Annotated in this window: 26 protein-coding genes and 1 tRNA gene; 11 read left to right on the top strand and 16 right to left on the bottom strand. The window is 64.0% G+C overall.

Annotated features, from left to right (window positions below; translation table 11 throughout):
• Window positions 1-579: 579 nt before the first annotated feature.
• The 4 genes from PAA8504_RS14685 to dtd all read right to left on the bottom strand — a co-directional run bounded on the left by PAA8504_RS14685 (window position 580) and on the right by dtd (window position 4,977).
• Window positions 580-2,463 (bottom strand): acyl-CoA synthetase, encoded by a 1,884-nt coding sequence (locus tag PAA8504_RS14685; RefSeq protein WP_108894946.1) that lies wholly within the window; start codon window positions 2,461-2,463, stop codon window positions 580-582.
• An 86-nt stretch (window positions 2,464-2,549) separates the two neighbouring features.
• A complete protein-coding gene (locus PAA8504_RS14680; protein ID WP_108894945.1) occupies window positions 2,550-4,367 on the bottom strand; it encodes an ABC transporter transmembrane domain-containing protein in 1,818 nt (605 codons plus the stop codon).
• A 51-nt stretch (window positions 4,368-4,418) separates the two neighbouring features.
• Window positions 4,419-4,492, bottom strand: a tRNA-Gly gene (locus PAA8504_RS14675).
• A 47-nt stretch (window positions 4,493-4,539) separates the two neighbouring features.
• Entirely contained in the window at window positions 4,540-4,977 is a 438-nt protein-coding gene (gene dtd, locus PAA8504_RS14670; RefSeq protein WP_108894944.1) for a D-aminoacyl-tRNA deacylase, read from the bottom strand.
• A gap of 115 nt (window positions 4,978-5,092) precedes the next feature.
• Here dtd and PAA8504_RS14665 point away from each other — a divergent pair, with 115 nt between their 5' ends.
• Window positions 5,093-6,115, top strand: coding sequence for a phosphotransferase family protein (locus tag PAA8504_RS14665; protein ID WP_108894943.1), 1,023 nt, complete (start codon window positions 5,093-5,095; stop codon window positions 6,113-6,115).
• 4 nt (window positions 6,116-6,119) lie between these two features.
• On the opposite strand, the gene PAA8504_RS14660 is transcribed toward PAA8504_RS14665, so the two are convergent.
• Complete coding sequence (locus PAA8504_RS14660; protein WP_108894942.1) at window positions 6,120-6,644, bottom strand: CHAP domain-containing protein; 525 nt, start codon at window positions 6,642-6,644, stop codon at window positions 6,120-6,122.
• Window positions 6,645-6,916: 272 nt separating this feature from the next.
• Here PAA8504_RS14660 and PAA8504_RS14655 point away from each other — a divergent pair, with 272 nt between their 5' ends.
• From PAA8504_RS14655 to PAA8504_RS14645, 3 genes are all read left to right on the top strand, one after another.
• Window positions 6,917-7,657 (top strand): PRC-barrel domain-containing protein, encoded by a 741-nt coding sequence (locus tag PAA8504_RS14655; RefSeq protein ID WP_108894941.1) that lies wholly within the window; start codon window positions 6,917-6,919, stop codon window positions 7,655-7,657.
• A 268-nt stretch (window positions 7,658-7,925) separates the two neighbouring features.
• Window positions 7,926-8,342: a hypothetical protein gene (locus PAA8504_RS14650; protein ID WP_108894940.1), complete on the top strand. Its 417-nt coding sequence runs from the start codon at window positions 7,926-7,928 to the stop codon at window positions 8,340-8,342.
• Window positions 8,343-8,418: 76 nt separating this feature from the next.
• The gene (locus tag PAA8504_RS14645) at window positions 8,419-8,889 is read left to right on the top strand and encodes a Dps family protein (protein ID WP_108894939.1); all 471 of its coding nucleotides are present in this window, start codon (window positions 8,419-8,421) and stop codon (window positions 8,887-8,889) included.
• A gap of 4 nt (window positions 8,890-8,893) precedes the next feature.
• Here PAA8504_RS14645 and PAA8504_RS14640 read toward each other — a convergent pair whose 3' ends face one another.
• Genes PAA8504_RS14640 through PAA8504_RS14630 form a run of 3 tightly spaced genes read right to left on the bottom strand, consistent with a single transcriptional unit; the run spans window position 8,894 to window position 9,530 of the window.
• Entirely contained in the window at window positions 8,894-9,169 is a 276-nt protein-coding gene (locus PAA8504_RS14640) for a DUF1289 domain-containing protein (RefSeq protein WP_108894938.1), read from the bottom strand.
• Between the two features lie 17 nt (window positions 9,170-9,186).
• Window positions 9,187-9,348, bottom strand: a complete 162-nt coding sequence (hemP, locus tag PAA8504_RS14635; protein WP_108894937.1) for a hemin uptake protein HemP — start codon at window positions 9,346-9,348, stop codon at window positions 9,187-9,189.
• Window positions 9,345-9,530 carry a hypothetical protein gene (locus tag PAA8504_RS14630; protein ID WP_108894936.1) on the bottom strand — a complete coding sequence of 62 codons (186 nt, stop codon included), beginning with the start codon at window positions 9,528-9,530 and terminating at the stop codon, window positions 9,345-9,347. The genes hemP and PAA8504_RS14630 overlap by 4 nt, the downstream gene beginning before the upstream one ends.
• Before the next feature lie 253 nt (window positions 9,531-9,783).
• Here PAA8504_RS14630 and rpsA point away from each other — a divergent pair, with 253 nt between their 5' ends.
• The 7 genes from rpsA to PAA8504_RS14595 all read left to right on the top strand — a co-directional run bounded on the left by rpsA (window position 9,784) and on the right by PAA8504_RS14595 (window position 14,895).
• Entirely contained in the window at window positions 9,784-11,463 is a 1,680-nt protein-coding gene (gene rpsA / locus PAA8504_RS14625) for a 30S ribosomal protein S1 (protein ID WP_108894935.1), read from the top strand.
• A 172-nt stretch (window positions 11,464-11,635) separates the two neighbouring features.
• Window positions 11,636-11,917 carry an integration host factor subunit beta gene (gene ihfB, locus PAA8504_RS14620; protein ID WP_108894934.1) on the top strand — a complete coding sequence of 94 codons (282 nt, stop codon included), beginning with the start codon at window positions 11,636-11,638 and terminating at the stop codon, window positions 11,915-11,917.
• 3 nt (window positions 11,918-11,920) lie between these two features.
• Entirely contained in the window at window positions 11,921-12,292 is a 372-nt protein-coding gene (locus PAA8504_RS14615; protein WP_108894933.1) for a lipopolysaccharide assembly protein LapA domain-containing protein, read from the top strand.
• Window positions 12,289-12,930, top strand: a complete 642-nt coding sequence (locus PAA8504_RS14610) for a phosphoribosylanthranilate isomerase (protein WP_108894932.1) — start codon at window positions 12,289-12,291, stop codon at window positions 12,928-12,930. Before PAA8504_RS14615 ends, PAA8504_RS14610 begins: the two co-directional genes overlap by 4 nt.
• 87 nt (window positions 12,931-13,017) lie before the next feature.
• Window positions 13,018-13,317, top strand: coding sequence for a tryptophan synthase subunit beta (locus tag PAA8504_RS14605; RefSeq protein WP_245897647.1), 300 nt, complete (start codon window positions 13,018-13,020; stop codon window positions 13,315-13,317).
• Window positions 13,318-13,406: 89 nt separating this feature from the next.
• A complete protein-coding gene (gene trpB, locus PAA8504_RS14600; RefSeq protein WP_108895030.1) occupies window positions 13,407-14,639 on the top strand; it encodes a tryptophan synthase subunit beta in 1,233 nt (410 codons plus the stop codon).
• Between the two features lie 10 nt (window positions 14,640-14,649).
• Complete coding sequence (locus PAA8504_RS14595; protein WP_108894931.1) at window positions 14,650-14,895, top strand: hypothetical protein; 246 nt, start codon at window positions 14,650-14,652, stop codon at window positions 14,893-14,895.
• A gap of 3 nt (window positions 14,896-14,898) precedes the next feature.
• Here the strand turns inward: PAA8504_RS14595 and PAA8504_RS14590 are convergent, their stop codons facing one another.
• The 8 genes from PAA8504_RS14590 to PAA8504_RS14555 all read right to left on the bottom strand — a co-directional run bounded on the left by PAA8504_RS14590 (window position 14,899) and on the right by PAA8504_RS14555 (window position 22,529).
• A complete protein-coding gene (locus PAA8504_RS14590; protein ID WP_108894930.1) occupies window positions 14,899-15,270 on the bottom strand; it encodes a DUF2237 family protein in 372 nt (123 codons plus the stop codon).
• Window positions 15,271-15,309: 39 nt separating this feature from the next.
• Window positions 15,310-16,332, bottom strand: a complete 1,023-nt coding sequence (locus PAA8504_RS14585; RefSeq protein WP_108894929.1) for a DUF2332 domain-containing protein — start codon at window positions 16,330-16,332, stop codon at window positions 15,310-15,312.
• Window positions 16,329-17,033 carry an aminoacyl-tRNA hydrolase gene (gene pth, locus PAA8504_RS14580; protein WP_108894928.1) on the bottom strand — a complete coding sequence of 235 codons (705 nt, stop codon included), beginning with the start codon at window positions 17,031-17,033 and terminating at the stop codon, window positions 16,329-16,331. The genes PAA8504_RS14585 and pth overlap by 4 nt, the downstream gene beginning before the upstream one ends.
• Before the next feature lie 32 nt (window positions 17,034-17,065).
• Window positions 17,066-17,443: a response regulator gene (locus tag PAA8504_RS14575; RefSeq protein ID WP_108894927.1), complete on the bottom strand. Its 378-nt coding sequence runs from the start codon at window positions 17,441-17,443 to the stop codon at window positions 17,066-17,068.
• Window position 17,444: 1 nt separating this feature from the next.
• Window positions 17,445-18,524: a PAS domain-containing protein gene (locus tag PAA8504_RS14570; RefSeq protein WP_108894926.1), complete on the bottom strand. Its 1,080-nt coding sequence runs from the start codon at window positions 18,522-18,524 to the stop codon at window positions 17,445-17,447.
• A 152-nt stretch (window positions 18,525-18,676) separates the two neighbouring features.
• Window positions 18,677-19,345 carry a 50S ribosomal protein L25/general stress protein Ctc gene (locus PAA8504_RS14565; protein WP_108894925.1) on the bottom strand — a complete coding sequence of 223 codons (669 nt, stop codon included), beginning with the start codon at window positions 19,343-19,345 and terminating at the stop codon, window positions 18,677-18,679.
• A gap of 112 nt (window positions 19,346-19,457) precedes the next feature.
• On the bottom strand, window positions 19,458-20,558 hold the full coding sequence (locus tag PAA8504_RS14560) for an endonuclease/exonuclease/phosphatase family protein (RefSeq protein ID WP_108894924.1): 1,101 nt from the start codon (window positions 20,556-20,558) through the stop codon (window positions 19,458-19,460).
• Window positions 20,559-20,621: 63 nt separating this feature from the next.
• Window positions 20,622-22,529, bottom strand: a complete 1,908-nt coding sequence (locus PAA8504_RS14555; protein WP_108894923.1) for an alpha-amylase family protein — start codon at window positions 22,527-22,529, stop codon at window positions 20,622-20,624.
• Window positions 22,530-22,648 lie beyond the last annotated feature (119 nt).

Genomic DNA, 22,648 nt, shown 5'->3' with positions numbered 1-22,648 from the left:
GACATGGATCTGAATGCTCCGGTCCGTGCACCGAACTGCCGGCCGAACCGCATTGCAGTCACGAAGGCCGGGGCAGAACCGGCCGGTCCCCTTATCCGCCTCAATGAGCGCCGATTGCAGAAACAGCCGGACATCCACCTGGGTGGTCGACAACACGTCAGATCTGGGGGCCATCGCCGAAGCGGTACAAGCCGACCAATATGCAGTGACCTCTACGCGGCGCAGGCATATTTCTGCAACGTCAGTCGTCTTCAGCACTTTGACCGGGATGTAATTACCGGAAATGACGAGGTCCCCTTCGAAGCCCAGACCGCGCACAAAACCGAATGGGAATGCGAAACGATTGCTGATCCTGCGCGAAATTTTGGATGCCGAACGGTCTGAGGGTGCCCGGCAGGGGGGCGCAGTCCCCCCCCCCACCGCCGCCCGGCGGAAAAGGGAGAGCCCGCGGAGCCGACACGCGCCATGAAGCTGACGTGTTCATAGAGGATAATTGATGCCGCCCCCGGCATCCTTATCGGGCCTTAGAAAGCGGGTCGAACGGTACTCCCCCCGCTTTGCGGAGGAAGTGCTGACCGATCAGTCCTGTGCCCAGTCCCACGGGCGGGTGAAGTCGCCCAGAACCCGTGCGACAGCGTCATCTCCGACGTCTCCGGTCTTTCGGATATGCGCGACAAGCCCGCGTTTCTTGTCTTCGGTTACGGCGACGACTTCGGCGGGAATACCGGCTGACGATAGCGCGTCGTTATAGACGCGAGTGATGGCGCGTCGACGCAGATCGGGCTTGAAGACTTTGCCTACGGCGGTCTTGGGAAGCTCGTCCAGGATCTCGATCCGCTTGGGATGCGCCGCGCGTTCGTGGATGCGGGCGTTTGCATATTCCTTCAGCTCGTCCTCGGTGACGGTCGCGCCCTCACACAATTCCACATAGGCGCAAGGCAACTCGCCCGAATGGGCGTCGGGCTGGCCGATGGCACCGGCCATGGCGACGGCGTCGTGACCGGCCAACGCCTCCTCGATCTCGGCTGGATCGATGTTGTGCCCACCCCGGATGATCAGGTCCTTCGCGCGGCCCGTGATCCAGACATACCCGTCCGCGTCGATCCGGCCCAGATCGCCGGTTCGTAGATACTCACCGTGGTAGAGGTCACGGTTCTTCGTCTGGTCGGAATAGGTGTTGCCCACGTAGACGCCCGGGCTGGCGACGCAAATCTCGCCCACCACATCCGTGGGGCATTCCTTCGCGCCGTCCTCGGTGTCGTGATAGATTTTCACGTCCGTATAGGGGAACGGCAACCCGATGGAGCCGATCTTCTTCGTCCCGTCAGGCGGGTTGATCGACACCAGGCAGGTCGCTTCGGTCAGGCCGTAGCCCTCGCAGATGGTCACGCCGGCCGCCTCCTCGAACCGCTTGTAGAGCTCGACCGGCAAAGGAGAGGACCCGCAGAACGCGATCTGCAACTTCGAGATGTCGGCATCCACCTTGCGCTGCATCAGGGCCGATACGGCGGTCGGCACGGTGATCATGAAGGTGATCTTGTGGCGTTCGCACAGCTTCCAGAAATTGTCGAAGACGCCATCGCCGCGATACCCGGCAGGCGTGGGGAAGACGACATGCGCGCCGGATGCGATCGACGCGCCCATGACAACCACGGCGGCGAAAACGTGGAACATCGGCAAGGGGCAGATCAGGTTGTCCTTCTCGGTGAACAGAAGTTCACTGCCCAGCCAGCCGTTGTAGATGATGCCCGAATTCTTGTGCTGCGCGACCTTCGGCATGCCGGTTGTGCCGCCGGTATGAAAGTTGGTACATATCCGATCGACCGCGGGGTCGGCGAATTGCAGGGTGGTCGGCTGGGCTGCGACGGCCTTGGTGAAGTTCTGCACGCGGGCCTTGTGCTCGACCTTCACCTTGGGGCGGATCAGCGGAACGATCAGTTTCTTCGCCCCGGTCAGGTAGCGGTGCAGATCGACCTCGAGCACATGCTTGACGTTCGGGGCGTGGGCCGCGGCCTCGTGCGCCTTTTGCGCCACGTCGGTCTTGGGGAAGGCCCGCAGGGTCACAAGGACCTTGGCGTCGGTCTCCCGCAGGATCGACGCGATCTGCTGGGCGTCCAGCAGCGGATTGATCGGGTTCACGATGCCCGCGACCATTCCGCCAAGATACGTGACAATGGTTTCGTTCGCGTTGGGAAGGACATAGGCGATCTTGTCCTCCGGGCCGACGCCCAGCTCGCGGAAAAGGTTCGCCGCCTGCGCGACCTGGTCCTTCAACTGCTGCCATGTCAGGGTCTCGGCATGGTCCTTGGGACCGGACAGAAGTTGATAGGTCACGGCAGGGCGGTTGGCATGGGCGGCCGCCGTGCGTTCGATCTGCTGCCAGACGGTGGTAGGCAGGTCGCGGTCGTGCCAGGGGCCCTCGGCCTCGATCTGGCGACGGTCTTCGGGCGTGGCATAGCCCATGATGTGTCCTCCCTTTTCGTTGCCTGCTTTTTTGGCGCAGGTTGACTATATGGGAAAGACTGACGCTGCGGCGGGTTTGTGCAAGGCTATTCCGCAGCCAGCCCGGCGGTGAACTGCAACCGGGCCAGACGCGCGTAAAGGCCGCCCTCAGCCACCAGTTCGTCATGGGTGCCCTGCGCGACGATCCTGCCCTGGTCGAACACGAGGATCCGGTCAGCTTTCTTCACGGTCGCAAGTCGGTGTGCGACGACCAGCGTGGTGCGGCCATGGGCCAGGCGATCCACGGCCTCCTGCACCAGATGTTCGGATTCCGCGTCCAGGGCGCTTGTGGCCTCGTCCAGCAGCAGGACGGGGGCGTCGCGCAGGATGGCGCGGGCGATGGCGATACGCTGTTTCTGCCCGCCAGACAGCATCACGCCGCGTTCGCCGACATAAGTGTCGTACCCTTCGGGCAGGCGCATCAGGAATTCATGTGCAGCCGCGGCTTTTGCCGCGGCCTCGACCTCGTCATCGGTCGCGTCGGGGCGGCCGAACCGTATGTTTTCGCGGGCCGAAGCTGCGAATATAACCGGATCCTGTGGGACCAGTGCGATATGGCGGCGGAAATCGGGGCGGGCGGCCTCGGTCAGGTCGCGCCCGTCGATCTCGATGGTGCCCGATTGCGGGTCGAAGAATCGCAGCAGCAACTGGATCACCGTGGTCTTGCCTGCACCAGACGGTCCGACAAGGGCGACCGTCTCGCCCGGGCTGACGGCAAAGCTGACGCCGTCCAGCGCGGGCGTCTGGGGGCGGGCGGGATAGGCGAAGCGCACGTTCCGAAACGCAAGCGCACCGGTGGGTTGCGGCATCGGGGTGGCATCGTTGCGGTCGGAGACGGTGTCGGTTGCGGTCAGAAGCTCGACCAGGCGTTCCGTCGCACCGGCTGCGCGCTGCAGCTCGCCCCAGATTTCGGACAAGGCACCGACCGATCCCGCCACCATTACCGCGTAGATGACGAACTGGACCAGCTCACCGACGGTCATGGTGCCCGCACGTACATCGCGCGCGCCGATCCACAAGACGCCGACGATGCCGACGAAGACCAGCAGGATCACGAGGACCGTCATGACCGCGCGCACCCCGACCCGCTTCTTGGCTGCCTGGAAGCTGCGTTCGGTCACGTCTGAGAACGCGTTGCGGGACAGACGTTCGTGGGTGAAGGCCTGCACCGTCTGGACCGAGCTCAACGCCTCGGAGGCGTTGCCGGAACTGGCCGCGATCCAGTCTTGGTTCTCGCGGCTGAGGATCCGCAGGCGACGGCCCAGAATGACGATGGGCACGATCACGACGGGGACCAGCAGAAGCACCAGAAGCGACAGCTTGGGGCTGGTGAAGATCAGAAGGACCAGCCCCCCGATCAGGATGAGAACGTTCCTGAGCGCGACCGAAACCGACGACCCGATGACCGACAGAATCAGCGTTGTGTCGGTGGTGATCCGGCTGAGCACCTCGCCAGTCATGATCCGCTCGTAGAAGGCGGGGCTAAGGCCGATGACCCTGTCGAACACGGCCTTGCGGATATCGGCCACGACGCGTTCGCCCAACCGGGTCACAAGGTAGTAACGCAGGCCCGTTCCGATCGCCATCAGGGCGGCAATGGCGATGAAGGCGGTGAAATATTCGTCCAGCAGCTGTTCGGCCGACGTCTCGAACGCATCGACCACGCGACGCACCGCGATCGGCAGGATGAGGGCCACGCACGCCGTCAGGACGAGAGCGGCCAGCGCCGCCGTCAGCATGACGCGGTATCGCGCAAGGAATGGCCAGAGGGCAGCCAGAGCGCCGATTCGCCTGGATTTGTCGCGGTCTTCGGTCTGGCTTGGTGGTGGCACGGGCGCTCCTTCGATCTCCACCCGGTTTTTCATCGCCGCGCCGGACGATGCAACCCGTCAGGAGGTCGCGTATGTCGGAAGGATTGGAGCGGGCGACGGGAATCGAACCCGTATCATCAGCTTGGAAGGCTGAGGTCTTACCATTACACAACGCCCGCGTGCGATCCCGTGGATAGACCGTCGGGCCGCTGGGTGCAAGCAGTCCCTATGCCTCAAGCGCGATGGTCACGGGGCCGTCGTTGATCAGCGCGACCTGCATGTCAGCCCCGAAGCGCCCCGTCTCGACCGGAACGCCGGTATCTGCCAACGCCTTGGCATACTGCTCGTACAACGCACGGCCGTCTTCGGGCGGGGCGGCGTGCGAGAATCCCGGTCGGTTGCCACGGCTCGTGTCGGCCGCCAGCGTGAACTGGCTGACAACCAGGGCCGATCCGCCCAGATCGAGCACTGACTTGTTCATCCGGCCGTCTTCGTCGCGGAAAATTCGAAGCTTCGACGTGCGCGCAGCCAGCGCGTCGGCATTGGCGGCGGTATCGCCCTGCATGGCGCAGACCAGGATCATCAGGCCGGGGCCGGTGCGACCCAGGATCTCTCCCTCGACGCTGACCGTGGCTTCGGTGACTCGCTGCAGAAGGGCCTTCATCCGCTTATCCTTTCGTGTGTAACAGGGCGAACGTAGTGTCGGCCGCGGACGGAGGACAGGCCAGGGTTTCCGGCGCATTCCTGGTGGGGTAGGTCGAGTGCAAGGGAGGGCCGAAATGCGCGATCTGATCGACGAGGGGGCTGTAGCGGCCTGGCTGGCAAAGCAGGGCGTCACGGTGGAAGAAGACCTGACGGCCACGCGATTGACGGGTGGTCAGTCCAATCCAACCTTCCTGCTGCAAACGGGCGGGCATCGATACGTCCTTCGGCGAAAGCCGCCTGGCCAACTCTTGAAATCGGCTCATGCGGTCGACCGCGAGTTCCGGGTCATGCGGGCGCTGCGCGACACCGATGTCCCGGTGCCGGACATGATCGCGCTGTGCGAGGACGAGACGGTCACCGGTGCGATGTTCTACGTGATGGCCCATGTAGAAGGGCGCACTTTCGACGACCCCCGCGTGCCCGAAGTCGAACGGGCGGAGCGAGCGTCGATCTATACCGCCCTCAGCCGGGTCCTTGCCGCGATCCATTCGGTCGACGTCGCTTCGGTGGGGCTATCGGATTTCGGACCCGAGGGCGACTATTTCGCCCGGCAGATCGGTCGGTGGACGAAGCAGTACCGCGCGTCCGAGACCGACCCGATCCCCGAGATGGATGCGCTGATCGACTGGCTTCACGACAACACGCCGGAGGACGACGGTCGGCGCACGCTGGTCCACGGCGACTATCGGATCGACAACCTGCTGTTCGCCCCGACCGGTCCGACGCCCGTGGCGGTCCTCGATTGGGAGCTTTCGACGCTGGGCCATCCTTTCGCCGACCTTGCCGCCCTTCTGATGCAGTGGCGCATGCCGACCGGGGACGAGGGGCGCGGTCTGGCGGGCGTGGACCGCGCCGCGCTGGGTATTCCTTCGGATGCCCAGTTCGTCGCGCAATACGCTGACCGCATGGGTATTGCCGATATGCCGGCGATGAACTTCTATCTCGCCTTCGCCTTCTTCCGCATGGGGGCGATCCTGCAAGGCGTCAAGAAACGCGCGCTGGACGGCAATGCCAGCGACCCCGAACGGGGTCTGAAGCTGGGCGCCTACGTGCCGGAATTCGCCAGGCAGGGACTGGCAGCGGCGAAAGACGGGTGATCCGTCAGTTTTTCCGGATGAAGCCATCCACCGGGTAAACGCCGCCGAAGGCACCCGGAACGCTTTCGACCCGGACCCGGGACCAGTCACCCGCGTCCGACACATCGATCACCCCCATGTCGAGCGAAACCTTGTTCCGCTCCCAATTGGCGTGATGGATTCGGATTTCGCGGTCCGAAACGACCTGAGACACGACCGCAAGATGCCCGCGGCGCAGTTTGGCGGAATCACTGAACGTCATGACCGCCCCGACTGACGGGGTCTGCCCGGTGGCAAGCTGGCCTTGCGCCTGGTCCCACCACGTGTGCGCGTCGCCCCGCAAATATATCCCACTGGCGTTGCGGGCGAAGGGCACGCACCAGACGCGTTTGCCTGACAGGTCCATGTCGGTGGCCGTGTGGACGGCACGCGTGACCAGATCGTTGTTCAGCCCGGAGGGCATCGCGATTTGCGGTGCGCGGGTCCCGCAGGCCGACAGTGACAAGACTGCTCCCAGAAGCGCGACGATGGGCAGGAGACGTGACCGCATTCGGTTCCTCGACAGGGTGTTTTACAACGCGATCGTGAGAAGGCCGTGACGGTGGTGTGAAATCAAGCGATGGCGTTGGCGGGTGGCGAAAACCTGCCGGTTCCAGCCCGTCGCCGGCAGGAGTGCGCCGTCGGTCCGAACCCGCCGAAAGCCCACGTATATTGGGCGAAACGCCGCTGTCGCCGGGAACCGGCTATCGTGATTGGCTGTTGCGTGGACAAGGTCGATCGGACGGCAAACGTGCCCGCCGACACCGCCGAGAGGAGTTTACGATGTTCAGGAATTCCACCGCTATCATTCTGGCGACCACTTTGATGGCCGCCCCGCTGTCGATTTCCGCTCAGGAGGCCGAGGACGCCACCGAAGAGCAACAGATGGAGCAAACCGACGACACCGCCCAGACCGGTGAAGAGGCGGCAACCGTCGAAGGCGACGACGTGTCCTCCGACACCGAAATGACCGAAGAGCCCGCCGAAGGGGCGGCCGGCAGCAGTCAGGAAATGGCCGAGGACGCCCAGACCGCGGAAGAGAACGCCCAGCCCGTCGAGGGGCAGATCGTCATGCAAGGCGAGAACAGCATGCTCGCAGGCGACATGATGGGGGCGACGGTGTTTTCCGCAGACGGCGAGTCCGTGGGAGATATCGCGGACCTGATCATCACCATGGACGGCACTGTCGAAGGTGTCGTCATCGGGGTTGGTGGCTTCCTTGGGATCGGTCAGAAGTCCGTCGCGATCGAGATGAGCCAGCTTCAGGTCATGGAGAACGAGGACGGCACGCCGCGTCTGACCACCGATGCGACTCGCGAAGACCTCGAAGCCGCGCCGGAGTTCGTGACCGCCCAGGAGCAGCGCCAGCAGCAGGAAATGCAGGAGAGCGCCGACGCGATGCAGGAAGGCGGCGGCAATGCCACCGGCTCCGACGCTGGCCAGATGGACGGCACCGCCACCGAGGGTGCCATGGAGCCCGCCGAGGGCGAGATGGAAGCCGAGGAAAGCTCGACCGCGAACTGATCCACCGGTGTTCGACCTGGGGCCGTCCGCAGCGATGCGGGCGGCCTTCTGGTTTTGAAGGTGCCGTATTCCTGTTCGCAGTCGGCCGTTCGTTCGAACTGACCTGAATTCGGGTCTCCGGACAGCATGACGGTAAGGGCGATCTGGGACAGTCCGTGCCCCGATGGCCTATCCAATTATTCGTGAATCTGGGGCCGTGGCGGTTGGTTCTTCCCAATGCGGTCATCTCCTACTATTGTCGTCGGGAATGCCAGAGGGATTCTTCGCGATGACTCAGACCGTTCGCCGTCATGACACCGGTCCCGCCGCGGTGCCCGACACCGCGCCTCAACCTCCGCTGATCGCGTTTCTGCGCCTTGCCTCACTGGCCTGTCGCGCCGGTCCGCGTGGCTCGATTGGCGCATGTGCCTTGTTGGAACCTTCGTCCGGCCCCGAGGATTTCGCGATGGCACTTGCCCGAGCTCTGCCCGAGATGCTGTTCCGCCGCCCTGTCCTGTGGCGTCCCGGTGCGGCGGGCCAATCTTTCGACGAAGCGTGGCTGCTGGCCTTGTCCTTGGCGCGAGCCCGCAACGATCTTGGGTCCACACGCTTTCTGACTCGTCGTCGCGTCCGGCCCGAGGCAACGCCCTACCTTCTTCTTTTACTGAACGGTCTGGCCGAAAGGTTGGAATCTACCGCCGCATAGATTAGAATAGTTCTAAGGGCAGCCAGCCGACGCCAGCGACCCAAGTGTCAAACGCTATGAAAAGCAGGAGAGTCCCATGGCAGAAACCGCATCCGATCTATCGACCGACGCAAGTGCCGAAATCGCCACCGCTCTGAACCAGGCCTTGGCTGAAACCGTGGTCACCACGATGTTGGCGCAAAACTACCATTGGAACGTGACGGGCATGGCCTTTGGCCCGCTGCACGCATTGTTTCAGGAGATCTATGAGGATCATTTCACCGGTCAGGACGACCTGGCCGAGCGCGTCCGCGCCATCGGCGAGACCGCGGAAGGCAAGCTTGCCACGCATCTGGACCGTTCGAAAGTAAAGGAAGGCGACGAGCATGCCGAGGACAAGGAGATGATTCGTCACCTTGCCGAGGCGCAGGAAACCATCGGCGCCACGCTCGCCGGCCTGTCCGAGATTGCCGCCGGTCATGGTGACGTCCGGACCGAGGATCTGGCCATCGAGCGTGGTCGCATCCACGACAAGTTCGCCTGGATGCTGCGCGCCCATCTGCGCTGATCCCTCAGGACGCGTCGCGTACCATGCCGGGCACGGCGCGCCCCTTCTTCAAGCACCGCTTCAGATAGGCCGGACGCCAATGGGCGTACCGGCCCATCGCGTGTTGCTGCGCGATGACCAAGGCCAGCATCGCCTCGGCCGCCTCGGGTTTCTTCTGTTTCTTGGCGATTTTCTTTTGCGGCTTCGTCATCGAACACCCGATGCAATGATCGCCTGCGGGACCGGGGCGTTTGAACTTGCAGACGCCGATGCAGGCGGACTGGGTCTTGCTCTTGCTCATAGGGGTGGCTGGTCCTTTCACTTCGTCAGGATGAGCTTGCCGGAACGGGTCAGCCTCAGGATATAAACCGCTTCGTCGTCTAGGACGATCTCTGCCGTCCTGCCGCCCTTCAGAAGGGCGCGGGCATCGTGGACGGGGCGACGATCTCCGTCGGTGGCGTCCGTCGTATCCGAGGTCATCTTTCATCCTTCGGGCGAAGCGCCAGCCAATCCATCAAAAGCTCGACGCCCGCTTCGTCCGGGGCCCCGCCCATCAGGCACCGATGAAGCGAGGGCGGCGGTGGACTCGTGCGAAGCGCGTCCTGAGTGCGCGCGGCTGGGCCGGAAAGGCGGTCGAAGTCGGACATGGCGGACCCGGGCATTCTGTTTCCCGCCAAATCCTGATGGCTTTTGTCGGAAACGTCAAGCGACGCAATCGCCGCTTTCCCCTTGCCTCACCGCCCCGCGATGCTGTAAGTCACGCGCGTCGAAGGGGCGGGCACAGCCTCGGACGTGGGCAGGGTCGGTTCGTACACCGGCCCTTTTTCGCATCCCGGTCCCCTGACCAATCCACCCGAGACCCGCGGAGACAACCGCGCGGCCAGAATAGATGACGTAAAGGATATCAGAGACCTTATGGCTCAAAACGCATCCATGGAAGAATTCGAAGCGCTTCTGAACGAAAGCTTCGACATCGACACGCCGGACGAGGGTTCGGTGGTCAAAGGCAAGGTTCTGGCGATCGAAGCCGGCCAAGCCATCATCGACGTCGGCTACAAGATGGAAGGCCGCGTCGATCTGAAAGAATTCGCCCAGCCCGGCGAAGCCCCCGAAATCAATGTGGGCGACGAGGTCGAAGTCTACCTCCGCCAGGTCGAGAACGCCCGTGGCGAAGCCGTGATCAGCCACGAGATGGCCCGTCGCGAAGCCGCCTGGGATCGTCTTGAAAAGGCCTATGCCGACGAGAACCGCGTCGAGGGCGCGATCTTCGGCCGCGTCAAGGGCGGCTTCACCGTCGATCTCGGCGGCGCCGTTGCGTTCCTGCCCGGTTCGCAAGTTGACGTTCGCCCCGTGCGCGATGCCGGCCCGCTGATGGGTCTCAAGCAGCCGTTCCAGATCCTGAAGATGGACCGTCGCCGCGGTAACATCGTGGTTTCGCGTCGTGCGATCCTGGAAGAAAGCCGTGCCGAGCAGCGCGCCGAGGTCATCTCGAACCTGGCCGAAGGTCAGGCCGTGGACGGCGTGGTCAAGAACATCACCGAATACGGGGCCTTCGTGGACCTGGGCGGGGTCGATGGCCTGCTGCACGTCACCGACATGGCGTGGCGTCGGGTCAACCACCCGTCCGAGATCGTCAACATCGGCGAGACGATCAAGGTGCAGGTCATCAAGATCAACAAGGAAACCCACCGTATCAGCCTGGGCATGAAGCAGCTGCAGGACGATCCGTGGGATACCGTCGAAGCCAAGTTCCCGTTGGGTTCGGTCCATCAGGGCCGCGTGACGAACATCACCGACTACGGTGCTTTCGTCGAGCTGGAGCCGGGCGTCGAAGGTCTGGTCCACGTCAGCGAAATGTCCTGGACCAAGAAGAACGTCCATCCCGGAAAGATCGTGTCCACCTCGCAAGAGGTCGAGGTCATGGTGCTCGAGATCGACAGCCAGAAGCGTCGCGTGTCGCTTGGTCTCAAGCAGACGCAGCGCAACCCGTGGGAAGTCTTCGCCGAGACGCATCCCGAGGGCACGCATGTCGAGGGCGAGATCAAGAACATCACCGAATTCGGTCTGTTCGTGGGACTCGACAACGACATCGACGGTATGGTCCACCTCTCGGACATCTCGTGGGACGAACGTGGCGAAGAAGCCATCCAGCGCTTCCACAAAGGTGACACGGTGCAGGCCGTCGTGACCGAAACGGATGTCGAGAAAGAGCGTATCTCGCTGTCGATGAAGGCGATGGACGACAGCTTCTCGGACGTGGTCGGCGGGGTGTCGCGCGGCTCGATCATCACCGTGGCCGTCACGGCGATCGAGGATGGCGGCATCGAGGTCGAGTACGAGGGCATGAAATCCTTCATCCGTCGCTCGGACCTGTCGCGCGACCGCTCCGAACAGCGCCCCGAGCGTTTCGGTGTGGGCGACAAGGTGGACGTCCGCGTCACCAATGTCGATCAGAAGTCGCGCCGCCTTGGCCTGTCGATCAAGGCCCGCGAGATTGCGGAAGAGAAAGAAGCCGTGGCGCAGTACGGATCGTCCGATTCGGGCGCGTCGCTTGGCGACATTCTCGGCGCAGCACTGAACCGCGACGACGAGTGATTTCACACTCTACTTGAGTAAATTTGAGCCCCCGCAGTTCTCTGCGGGGGTTTTTTGTTGCCCCCGAAAGTGCGACAGTCTTAGTGTTCCGAGTTGCGTCCTGTTCAATCTTTCGTGTCGAAAAAGCATCGGGCGCCGGCATTGCCCGGGCCAGACAGAAGGAAGGAAGTTGATGATTCGCTCCGAACTCATCCAGAAGGTCGCCGAGGAGAACCCGCATCTTACCCAGCGCGATGTGGAGCGGATCGTGAACACGATCTTCGAGGAAATCATCTCGGCCATGTGCAGCGGCAACAGGGTCGAACTGCGCGGCTTCGGTGCGTTCTCGGTCAAGAAACGCGATGCACGAATGGGGCGGAACCCCCGAACGGGGGAAACCGTTCCCGTCGAGGAAAAGCACGTTCCGTTCTTCAAGGCGGGAAAGTTGCTGCGGGACAGGTTGAACGGGGGCTGATCGATGCGTGTGGTTAAATTCGTGGTGCTGGCCATCGTGGCGGTGCTTCTCGTCGCGGTTGCGCTGGCCAATTCGCAACCGGTGACACTGCTGCTTCTGCCAGAGACCATGGCAGCCTTCCTGGGACTGACGTGGTCGGTGACCTTGCCCATGTTCGTCGTCATCCTCGGCGCGGTCGTTATCGGCCTGCTGATTGGCTTCCTTTGGGAATTCGCGCGCGAGCATAAGCATCGTGCGGCGGCCCGAACCGAACGGCGAGAGCGTGAATCGCTTCAGCGCGAGGTGAAGAAGATGCGCGCCGAGAAGCCGGGGCAGGGGGACGAGATCCTCGCACTGCTTGAAGATGGGTCGGTGCCGCAGAAGCGGGCTTCGTGACCGATACGCGATTCAAGATCTGCGGTCTAACCGATCCCGCCGACATTCCGGCGGCGATCTTGGCTGGTGCGTCCTACCTGGGCTTCGTCTTCTTCCCGAAATCCCCCCGGCATCTGGATATCCCGTCCGCGGCAGCGATGGCGGCCACCGCTCCGCCTGGCATCATGAAGGTTGCGCTGACGGTGGATGCTGACGACGCGGCCCTCGATGCACTGACGGAGGCCGTTGCGTTGGACATGATCCAGCTTCACGGTCACGAGACGCCCGAGCGGGTGCGCGAGGTCAGGGCTCGCAGCGGTCTGCCGGTGATGAAAGCGGTGGGGGTGGCCGGTCCCGAAGATATCGCTGATATCGACCGCTATGCGGCAGCGGCCGACCAGCTTCTGATCGACGCCAAGCCCCCGCGAGAGGCCGAACTTCCTGGCGGTAACGGCTTGCCCTTCGACTGGCGTCTGATTGCGGACCGGCGCTGGAACGTGCCGTGGATGCTGGCCGGGGGCCTCACCCCCGATAATGTGGCCGAGGCCGTTCGCATGACCGGCACGCGGCAGGTCGATGTCTCCTCCGGGGTCGAAAGCGCGGCAGGGGTGAAAGACGCTGACAGGATCGCGGCTTTCGGGGCCGCGTTGCGTGCCTGACGGCTATTTGTAGTCATGCCGATTGAACAGCAGCGCGTTCATGTGCATTTGCCGGGTATGCCCGTGCGCTCCCGCTCCAAAGATCACATGGTCCGTCGCCTCGACCGCCAGTTCGAGGCCCTCGGTCGCCTTGCGCCCCCCGCGCGTTGGGCCGTGACCGGGTTGCGGCGCCGGCGGGTCGCCGTGTTCCGCATCCCCTTGGCATTGACGCTGATCGCGGGCGGGTTCCTTGCGATCCTGCCAGTGTTCGGCCTCTGGATGATCCCGGTCGGCCTGATGCTGCTGGCGGTCGATGTGCCGCTTCTGCGCCCCACCGTGACGACCTTCATCATCCGCGCCCGCCGCCGGGCCGAGCTTTGGCGGCGGCGCTTGCGGCGGCGCGGCTAGGCGGATCGCCGCAGCGGCCCGGACGTCAGGTTGCCGCCGCCCGCGCGGCGGTCTATCGCTGGTCCAGCCATAGCGAGGGGGGCGATTCCATGCCGGACGATCTGAAGAACTCCTACCGCACGGGGCCCGACGACAAGGGCCGGTTCGGCAAGTTTGGCGGGCGTTTCGTCAGCGAAACGCTGATGCCGCTTATCCTCGAGCTTGAGCAGCAGTACGAGTTCGCCAAGACCGATCAGTCCTTCTGGGACGAGATGCATGACCTCTGGACGCACTATGTCGGTCGTCCCTCGCCCCTATACTATGCGGCACGCCTGACCGAACATCTGGGCGGCGCCAAGGTGTACCTGAAGCGGGACGAGCTGAACCACACCGGCGCACACAAGATCAACAACGTGCTGGGACAGATCATTCTGGCCCGGCGCATGGGCAAGTCCCGCATCATCGCCGAGACCGGGGCCGGCCAGCACGGTGTCGCGACCGCCACGGTCTGCGCGAAGTTCGGTCTGAAATGCATCGTTTACATGGGTGCCCACGACGTCGAACGGCAACAGCCCAACGTGTTCCGCATGCGTCTTCTGGGGGCCGAGGTCATCCCGGTCACGTCGGGACGCGGCACCCTGAAGGACGCGATGAACGACGCGCTGCGCGATTGGGTGACCAACGTCCGCGACACGTTCTACTGCATCGGCACGGTTGCGGGGCCGCATCCCTATCCGGCGATGGTGCGCGACTTCCAGTCGATCATCGGGACCGAGGCCAAGGAACAGATGCACGCGGCCGAGGGGCGGCTGCCCGATACGCTGGTCGCGGCCATCGGAGGTGGATCGAATGCGATGGGCCTGTTCTACCCCTTCCTCGACGATCCATCCGTGAACATCATCGGCGTCGAAGCGGGCGGCAAGGGCGTCTCGGACGAGATGCAGCATTGCGCGTCGCTGACCGGCGGACGGCCGGGCGTGCTCCATGGCAACCGCACCTACCTGCTGCAGGACGACGACGGGCAGATCCTGGAAGGTTTCTCGATCAGCGCCGGCCTCGACTATCCCGGAATCGGCCCCGAGCATTCCTGGCTGCATGATATCGGCCGGGCCAAGTACGTCTCGATCACCGACCGCGAGGCGCTGGATGCGTTCCAGCTGTGTTGCGAGACCGAGGGCATCATCCCCGCGCTCGAGCCGTCGCATGCGCTGGCCCACGTGATGAAGATCGCGCCCGACCTGCCGAAGGATCACCTGATCTGCATGAACATGTGCGGGCGGGGCGACAAGGACATCTTCACCGTCGCCAAGGCTTTGGGCGTCGACATTTCGAAATCCAGCTGAGGGACAAATCATGAGAGTTCTGACCGCAGCCCTGATCCTGATGCCGAGCGCACTTCTGGCGCAAGACCTTGAACAGACCGTTACCGCATTCCTGGCCGAGCATGGCTTTTCCGACATCGAACTGGTCCGCCACAGCGGAACATTGACCGCCTCTGCCGAGGGCGAAGGCCGCGTGATCGAGATCGTGTATAACGCCGCCACGGGCGAGATCATCTCGCAAGAGCTTTCGATGCTAGACCCGGACGCGGTCCAGTAGGGCTTACGTCTCCGCGTGGGCTTCCAGCACCTCGAGGGGGACGACATCCAGTGCGCGGCGATGCGTCGAGGCGAGGTGGACTTTCGGGCCGGCGCCTTCTTCGACCGCCTGCAGGAACCGGGCGGCACACAGGCACCATCTGTCGCCAGCCTTCAACCCCGGAAATCCGTATTGCGGACGGGGCGTCGAAAGGTCGTTCCCAAGGTATTTCGACAGGGCCAAGAATTCTTCGGTCATGACGGCGCAGACGGTGTGACTTCCCGTATCCTCGTCACAGGTGTTACAATGCCCGTCGCGGAAGAATCCGGTGCGTGGCTCGCTCGAACACAGGTCCAATGCGCCACCCAGAACGTTTACGGGATCGTCGATATTCATGGTTCACCTCCACTGCGCTGACCTAGGGCGCGCCATGGGTCAACCAAGGGAGGTGGGGCCGAACCAGTCCAACCACCGGCCGTGAAAATCCACGCGGGCCAGGGCATGCTTGCGCCCATTCGGCCAGGTCGTCAGCGTAAGGCCGGCCCCGCGGCCGCTGTCTGCTTCCATCCCGATCCGGGCCAGGGGGCGGTCGGCCCCCACCCGGGCCATCGCCTCTTCGGCGCGCTTTTGTGAGGCGGCCGGAAAATATTGCCATGCGACCGTGTGATAGATGACGGGCAGGACATCGTCGGAACACGCGTTCAAGGCGTCATCAAGCCAGTCGCCCGCATCGCCTTCCTCGACCTCGATATCCGACAGATCAACGGCCGCCTCGGTTCGTTGGCGACGCTCCGGCTGATCTGGCCAGAGATAGGCGAATAGCCGCAGCCGATCCGCGTCGTTCGTCACGCTCAAGGGCGCAAGGTCGACCCCGCGGCGGGAGGCCACGGTCAGGGAAGCAGGCTCCGGTCTCGGGCCCTCCCAGACCGGGGCCAGGGCCACGGTCGAGTCCCCGGGGCCGAACCGGGTCGCCCCCGCCGCAAGATCGAAGCGGTCCATGGACAGGTTCAGCCCCGCACTCGCCCCAAGCTCGAACAGGGCCAGGGGCCGATCGTATTGCCGCGCCAGCATGTGTAGAACTGGGATTAGCGCTGCGGCCCGGCGAACTTCGTTCGTCTGCGGCGCGTGGGACAGCGTTTGTAAAACCTCGTCCCGGCGCCGGTCGAACGCCTCCTCCACCGCGGACCAAAGGGCGTCGTCCCCGGTCTCGTGCGGGGGCCAGTGGGGAACCAGCCCCTCGTCCTCCAGAAGAACAAGCCGGTGCAGCGCCCCGGCCAGCCGCAACGGGACGGACTGGCCATCGGACGTAACGTCGCCGTCCCACGCCAGAAGGGTCGCGCCAACATCGCTGGCATCCGTCAGGCGTCCTGCGGCGAGGTTCAGAAGGCGTGCGGTGAAAGGTGAGCCAAGGGACCGGCAATTCAGGGCCTGGTGTCGGCAGGCGTCGCGCAGGCTCATTTGAAGCGATCTACCAGCTTTTGCAGGGGGGAGCGCGCATCGCTGTCCTTGGTGGGTGCGGACGGCGCGTCGGCCCCGGGGCGGGGCATCGGCTCTGCCGGTTTGGGGCGCTGACTGCCGGTCGAGGGGCGCGGTGGATTGAGGTGCTGCGCCACGGCATTCATGAAGCGTCCCGTGTCGCCATCCGCAAGGTCCGGCGCCCCATCGGCGCACCCGCGCAGCATATCGTCCAGCCACGTGTCGTCGGCCTTGGGAAAGTCGTGCAGGACATATCCCGGCACGCGATCCTTGTGGCCCGGGTGTCCCACGCCCATCCGGACGCGCGCATATTCCGGCCCCAGATGCTGATGGATCGAGCGCAGGCCATTGTGCCCCGCATGCCCACCGCCGGTCTTGCATTTCAGCTTGCCCGGGGCGAGGTCGATCTCGTCGTGGAACACCACCACGTCCGCGGGCTCCAGCTTGAAGAAGCGGGCCGCCTCGCCCACGGACTGGCCGGAATTGTTCATGAAGGTGGTCGGCATCAGCAGGGCGACACGATCGCCGCCCAGTCGCCCTTCGCTCAGCATGCCTTGGAACTTTGCGCGGAACGGGGGGAAGCCGTGGTCCGCTGCGATAGCCTCGATCGCCATGAAGCCGATGTTATGGCGGTGGCGGGCGTATTTGGCCCCCGGATTGCCCAATCCCACGAACAGCCGCATGTCTTCCCTCCGTGCGTTCGGCACCGGACCGATTAGTTGGTGGCACGGCTCCGTGCCAATGCCAGTGCACGATCCGCGACCGTGTCGCTCGAGGCGGGCTTGGCGATGACCTCGGCCCCGATGCGGGCGATCAACTCGCCCTGCCGGATCAGGTCGCCCGAGTGCAGGATGAAGGGAATGCCGGCCTCCTGCAACGACTTCGCCACGCTTTCGCAGGTCGTGCCACGCCCGAGATTGACGTCCAGGATCGCCGCGTGCGGGGGCGTGCTCGAAATGGCCTCCATGGCCTGCTCGACCGAGTGCGTGGAAATCGGCTGTCCCCCACGGTCTTCGACTGCGAAGGCCAGTTCCATCAGGATCATAGGCTCGTCCTCAAGCACGAGAACGCGCGTCGGTTCGTTTGAACTCATGTCATACATTTTCTTTGCTCGCGCGCGGGATCCGAAGTTGAACCCGAAGTCCATTGGGATCCCAGTTCGGGGTGATCTGTCCCCCGATGGTGCCAAGAAGCGTTTCGGTGATTCCCAGGCCGGACCCCAAGCTATCGGGTTTCGTAACGCTCGGTCCGCCTCTTTCGATCCAGTCGATATCCAGATCGTGTTGCCGGGTCTTTTCCCATGTGATGGTCACCTTACCACCGTCCGGCCCCAGGGCCCCGTATTTCGTGGCGTTTACCGCAAGCTCGTGCAGGGTCAGGCCCATGGTCGAAATCAGGTTGGGATCCACCCGCAGGTCTTCCCCTTCGAACGCGATCCGATTGCCCTCGGGGTCGTAGGGGGCCAGAACCGCACGGATTGCATCCGTCAGGTTGACCGAGCCGACGGCAACGTCGTCCAACGTCGTCTCGAACGCGCGACCCAAGGCGCGAATGCGGTCATTGATTTCGGCGGCCTCGTTCTGGATGCCGCGGGTCCGCCCGGCGACCGTCACCAGCCCCCCGATGACCGAGAACATGTTCTTCATCCGATGGCTCAGCTCACGCGCCATGATGCGGGCATGCTTCTCATCGGCGCGCGCGGCGTGGACGTCGCTGACATTCCACTGGCTGCCGAAATAGTAGATGAGGTCGCCGGCCTCGTTATAGATCGGCCCCAGGTGCAGCGCGTTCCAGAACGTGCTGCCGTCCTTGCGATAGTTCAGCAGCTCGACGACGATAACGTCCTCGCGGGCCAAGGCCTCGCGCACCTTGCGCACGACGCGCATGTCTGTTTCCGGCCCCTGCAGGAACCGGCAATTCCGCCCCAGAAGTTCTTCCTCGCGGTAGCCGGTCAGATTGACGAACGCGTTGTTCACGAAGACCAGCGGCATGTCCTCGACATTGGGATCGGCGAGGGAAATGGCCATGCGGGTCTGCGCCATGGCCTGCTCAAACAGCACGCCGGACGACCCCTGAAAATGCGTGGTCGGATTGGTTTCGCGAAAGCGTTGGGGGCTGTCGTCGTACCACGACGCCTGATCCTCATCCTGAGCGTGTTCAGAGCCGTCTGACATTGGATCCTGCAATTGTTTTGATCGTCCGGAACGACGTTCCGCGGGCACGGTACGATAGCACGATGATCGGAAAGTAAAACGGCGCAGGAATGGTTCCTGCGCCGCATGTGGCTTTCGGTCGCTTCCGCGGGCGAACCCACCGGTCGTCAGGATCAGCTGTCGGCGTCGTCGTCCGGGCCGGCTTCCATCTCGATCGCGGGGACCTCGTCCGCCGCGACATCCTCGTCATCGTCTTCTTGCTGGCTGGCAAGACCCGACGGCGCCTGGATGTTGGCGATCACGAAATCGCGGTCGATGGTCGGGCGCGTGCCCTCGGGCAGGTCGACTTCGGAGATGTGGATCGTGTCCCCAATCTCCTTCCCGGCGATCGAAACGGTGATCTTCTCGGGGATGTCGCCGGCGGTGCAGCGAAGTTCGACTTCCGAGCGGACCATGGTCAGCACACCGCCCGAACGCAGGCCGGGGCAGTCTTCTTCGCCCACCACTTCCACGGGGATGTACAGCGACACGCGGCTGTTGCGGCGCAGGCGCATGAAGTCGACATGGACCGGAAGGTCCTTGACCACGTCGCGCTGGACGCTGCGGCAGATGACGCGGACGTCGTCGTGACCTTCGACCTTCAGATTGAAGAGGGTCGCAAGGAAGCGGCCCGCCTTCAGCTTCTTGATCAGCGCGTTGTAGGGCAGATTGATGGGGAGCGGATCGGATCCGCCGCCATAGACGATGCCGGGCACGAGGTTCTCGCGCCGGGCTTGACGGGCGGCCCCCTTGCCGGTCCCCGTGCGTTCCATGGCGATGATGTCGGGCGTTTCGCCAGCCATATCGGTAACTCCTGAGATTGCAGATGCCCCGCCGCCTCCAAGGGTGTCGACACGGGGATGCGGGCGTATAGGACAGGGCCGGGCGGCCTGTAAAGACCCAGCGTCACAGCCCTCAGATACGGAATTCGGCGATGACGGGGCAGTGGTCGGACGCCTTCGGACGGTCCCACCCGATCCGGGGCCATCGCGCCAGATCGTCGGTATTGGGCACACGGTAGGGCATGCCGCCCCGAATGATGCGGGGCGAACCCACCATTTTTCGGGCCAGGGCAGGCGATGCGATGAGGTAATCCAGCTGTGTCTTTTGCCGATCCCACGCGTAGTAATGCGTCCAGCGGTCCGTCTCGGGCAACGTTTCCAGCAAGTTGATCCCGAAACCGTCCTCCAGCAAGGGATCGACGCCCGACTCGTCCTGCGGGCGCACCTCTTCCGTGCCATCGGCGAAGACCTTGATCAGCTGGGTGTAATCGTTGAGGTCCCCGGCCACGCACCACAACGCCGTGGCCGGATCGTCGAATTTACGGGTGATGATCTCGCGCACGGTCGCGGCTTCGAGCTGACGCATCCCCATGGTCTTTTCACGACCCCCGCCCATCGACTTGAAATGGCAGTTGAACACCGTCACGGGGCCGCGGTCGAACTGCACTTCCAGACAGTCGCGGCGAAAGATCCGCTGGTTTCGCAACTGGCTCGCCCGGTCCCTTGCCCGCGGGTAACGTTCCAGCAGGTCGCGGCCGCTTTCGGTATCATCCAGCCACGCCGGGGTCAGGTCCTGATGGCTGCGGCTGTAGAACGGCCAGTCGTCGCGCGCGATCATCGCCACGTCGATCCCGCGCGGATCGTTCGCTTCGTGCAGCACCTGGTGGCGATAGGCGGGCTCGCCCAGCTTGGCATAATAGGCCTGCAGGAAGCGCGACAGCGCGTGGACGCCGTCGACCTCCTGCAGCGCGACCGCATGGGCGTCCGTGGCCGCAAGGCTCAGCGCGGTATGCTGGCGCTTGTCGTCGTCCTGCGCGACCGAGGCGCTTTCGACCAGCCTGCGGAACGTGTCGAACCGGCTGAGGTCACCGTCACCGTATTGCCCGAGGAACTGTACGATCGGCGGCAGATACCGCGCCTCGCGACTGTCCGGCCCGGCGAGGAAGGCGTCGAAATCGAACCGGGTGAACAGGTTCTCGATATTGAACGTGGCAAGTCGCAGGGTGAACGGCATGGCGGGACCTCCTCGATGCTATCCAACCAGGCTATCACGGATTTCACATCAGGGATGTAACAGCTACCAAAGCGCCTCGTGCAGCCATAGCGCGCCGTAGGGCGGCACGACGATCCGGTCGGCTACGCGCTCGGGCAGAAGCCCGGTCAGCATGTCTAGGGGCAGGGCATCGATGTCGAGGCCAAGACGATCCGCCTCGATCTGTTGATCCTCACCGGTGAAGTTGTAGACCCCCGTCAGCGTCCCTTCCGTACCCGGACGGCGGACGCAGAACAGCTTGTCGTGCCCGGTTTGCATGACCTTCGTCGGGACATCGCCCCGCAGCGCCTCGATCTCGGTCCGGACGGCCAGGATGTGCTTCGTGCCGCGCCAGATCCGGCCCGCGGGGGTGTCGGCCTCGGGCGCTGCCTCGGCCAGCGACCAGTCCATCTCGGGGCGCTGCATCCAGCGCCCGTCGCCCGCGCGGTCGGGATCGTCGAGGAAGCTCCAGTCGTTCAGCAGCCCCACTTCGTCGCCCATGTACAGAAGCGGCAGACCCCCGTAGCCCGCCATCAACGCGTGGCCCAGAAGGATGCGCTGTTCGGCCATGCGGATCGCTGCGGGGTCGCCGTCCAGCATCGCCGCCTCAAGCCCCGCCAGCGACGCGGTTGTCCCGTTCGTCCGCGCATCGCCCGTCTTCTCGTTTACCTGGAAATCGGCACCGCGGGCGAAGCTGCCCCCGAACCGGCCGGCATAGAAATCGCCCAGGAACTTGCGGTGCCCGGGGCCGGTGATACCCGCCGCCTCGGCGTCGTCTTCGGTGATGGCCCAACCGATATCGTCGTGGCAGCGGATATAGGTCGCCCATTCGGCGCCCTTGAAGCTGTCGGGGAAATGCGCGGTCAGGGTGTGGGTCATCAGATCCGTCTGCCCGCTGGCCAATGCCGACCAGTACTGCACCATCAGCGAGTTGTGGTAGGCAAGGTTCGACACCTTGCCCGAATGCCGCCCCTCGCCCAGATAGGGGACCAACTGATGCGGGCCGACGATCGCCTCGGCCTTGAAGATCACTGCAGGCGCCGCGACCGATGCGGCCTGGTTGATCGCCTGAAGGATGTCATGCACCTCGGGCTCGTTCTGGCAGATCGTACCCATGCGTTTCCACATGAAGGCCACCGCATCCAGCCGCAGCACCTCGGCCCCGGCATTGGCCAGATCGAGGATGATGCCGAGGATCGCCAGGAAGACCTCGGGGTTTTCCCAGTTCAGGTCCCACTGGAAGGTGTTGAACGTGGTCCAGACCCATTTGCCCAGATCGTCGTCCCAGGTGAAGTTGCCCGGCGCTTGGTTCGGGAACACCTCCAGCAACGTCTTCTCGTATTGCAGCGGGATGGTGGCGTCGTCGTAGAGGCGATAGAGCTTTTGGTAGAACGCATCGCCCTTGCGGGCGCGCGCGGCCCAATCGTGTTCCCGCGCGGTGTGGTTCAGCACCATGTCGATGCAGGGGCTGATCCCGGCCTTGCGCAGCTTCTTCGCTAGCTTCTTGAAATCGCCCATTGTACCCAGCTTCGGGTCGATCTTGCCGTAATCCATGACCGCATACCCACCATCCGAGTCGCCGGGGCGGGGCTTCAGGCAGGGCATGAAATGCGCGTATTTGATCCCCAGCGACTGCAGGTAAGGAATACGGTCCGCGACGCCCTTCATGTCACCCGCGAAGCGGTCGACATAGAAGACGTACCCTGCCATCTCCTGGCTCTGGAACCAGTCGGGTGTGATGTCGCGCGCCATGTCTAGGCTGCGCAAATCGGCCGGGCGCGCCGACCATTTCTCGGCCAGAAGCTCACGCACCCGGCGGCGCAGGGTGGTGGGCTTCATCGCCCCGCCATAGAGCCGGGTCAGCGAGGTCATCAGGTCACGCTCGGCCCTCTGCCAGCGCATGTCGAACAACGACTGATCGGTTACGGATGCGGCCGGCGCGGATTTGGCCATGGAAAACCTCCGGGGGGGATGACGGGTGGCCCCGGACCCTAGTCGGGTTCCATGCGGGTGCAAGCGCGATCACCCAACAGCATCGCTGTGCAGCCGTTCGGGGCAAAGACGGCCCGGCG

It is taken from the genome of Palleronia abyssalis (assembly GCF_900302445.1).
In the GTDB taxonomy this organism is placed as follows: Bacteria; Pseudomonadota; Alphaproteobacteria; order Rhodobacterales; family Rhodobacteraceae; genus Palleronia; species Palleronia abyssalis.
Note: the sequence above shows the minus strand (reverse complement) of the source record. Positions and strands in the feature narration are given on the sequence as shown.

Excerpts from the sequence above, each read along its gene's own strand:
- PAA8504_RS14685 (WP_108894946.1), bottom strand. The coding sequence starts at position 2,463 with ATGGGCTATGCCACGCCCGAAGACCGTCGCCAGATCGAGGCCGAGGGC.
- PAA8504_RS14680 (WP_108894945.1), bottom strand. The coding sequence starts at position 4,367 with ATGAAAAACCGGGTGGAGATCGAAGGAGCGCCCGTGCCACCACCAAGC.
- dtd (WP_108894944.1), bottom strand. The coding sequence starts at position 4,977 with ATGAAGGCCCTTCTGCAGCGAGTCACCGAAGCCACGGTCAGCGTCGAG.
- PAA8504_RS14665 (WP_108894943.1), top strand. The coding sequence starts at position 5,093 with ATGCGCGATCTGATCGACGAGGGGGCTGTAGCGGCCTGGCTGGCAAAG.
- PAA8504_RS14660 (WP_108894942.1), bottom strand. The coding sequence starts at position 6,644 with ATGCGGTCACGTCTCCTGCCCATCGTCGCGCTTCTGGGAGCAGTCTTG.
- PAA8504_RS14655 (WP_108894941.1), top strand. The coding sequence starts at position 6,917 with ATGTTCAGGAATTCCACCGCTATCATTCTGGCGACCACTTTGATGGCC.
- PAA8504_RS14650 (WP_108894940.1), top strand. The coding sequence starts at position 7,926 with ATGACTCAGACCGTTCGCCGTCATGACACCGGTCCCGCCGCGGTGCCC.
- PAA8504_RS14645 (WP_108894939.1), top strand. The coding sequence starts at position 8,419 with ATGGCAGAAACCGCATCCGATCTATCGACCGACGCAAGTGCCGAAATC.
- PAA8504_RS14640 (WP_108894938.1), bottom strand. The coding sequence starts at position 9,169 with ATGAGCAAGAGCAAGACCCAGTCCGCCTGCATCGGCGTCTGCAAGTTC.
- hemP (WP_108894937.1), bottom strand. The coding sequence starts at position 9,348 with ATGACCTCGGATACGACGGACGCCACCGACGGAGATCGTCGCCCCGTC.
- PAA8504_RS14630 (WP_108894936.1), bottom strand. The coding sequence starts at position 9,530 with ATGCCCGGGTCCGCCATGTCCGACTTCGACCGCCTTTCCGGCCCAGCC.
- rpsA (WP_108894935.1), top strand. The coding sequence starts at position 9,784 with ATGGCTCAAAACGCATCCATGGAAGAATTCGAAGCGCTTCTGAACGAA.
- ihfB (WP_108894934.1), top strand. The coding sequence starts at position 11,636 with ATGATTCGCTCCGAACTCATCCAGAAGGTCGCCGAGGAGAACCCGCAT.
- PAA8504_RS14615 (WP_108894933.1), top strand. The coding sequence starts at position 11,921 with ATGCGTGTGGTTAAATTCGTGGTGCTGGCCATCGTGGCGGTGCTTCTC.
- PAA8504_RS14605 (WP_245897647.1), top strand. The coding sequence starts at position 13,018 with ATGGTCCGTCGCCTCGACCGCCAGTTCGAGGCCCTCGGTCGCCTTGCG.
- trpB (WP_108895030.1), top strand. The coding sequence starts at position 13,407 with ATGCCGGACGATCTGAAGAACTCCTACCGCACGGGGCCCGACGACAAG.
- PAA8504_RS14595 (WP_108894931.1), top strand. The coding sequence starts at position 14,650 with ATGAGAGTTCTGACCGCAGCCCTGATCCTGATGCCGAGCGCACTTCTG.
- PAA8504_RS14590 (WP_108894930.1), bottom strand. The coding sequence starts at position 15,270 with ATGAATATCGACGATCCCGTAAACGTTCTGGGTGGCGCATTGGACCTG.
- PAA8504_RS14585 (WP_108894929.1), bottom strand. The coding sequence starts at position 16,332 with ATGAGCCTGCGCGACGCCTGCCGACACCAGGCCCTGAATTGCCGGTCC.
- pth (WP_108894928.1), bottom strand. The coding sequence starts at position 17,033 with ATGCGGCTGTTCGTGGGATTGGGCAATCCGGGGGCCAAATACGCCCGC.
- PAA8504_RS14575 (WP_108894927.1), bottom strand. The coding sequence starts at position 17,443 with ATGAGTTCAAACGAACCGACGCGCGTTCTCGTGCTTGAGGACGAGCCT.
- PAA8504_RS14570 (WP_108894926.1), bottom strand. The coding sequence starts at position 18,524 with ATGTCAGACGGCTCTGAACACGCTCAGGATGAGGATCAGGCGTCGTGG.
- PAA8504_RS14565 (WP_108894925.1), bottom strand. The coding sequence starts at position 19,345 with ATGGCTGGCGAAACGCCCGACATCATCGCCATGGAACGCACGGGGACC.
- PAA8504_RS14560 (WP_108894924.1), bottom strand. The coding sequence starts at position 20,558 with ATGCCGTTCACCCTGCGACTTGCCACGTTCAATATCGAGAACCTGTTC.
- PAA8504_RS14555 (WP_108894923.1), bottom strand. The coding sequence starts at position 22,529 with ATGGCCAAATCCGCGCCGGCCGCATCCGTAACCGATCAGTCGTTGTTC.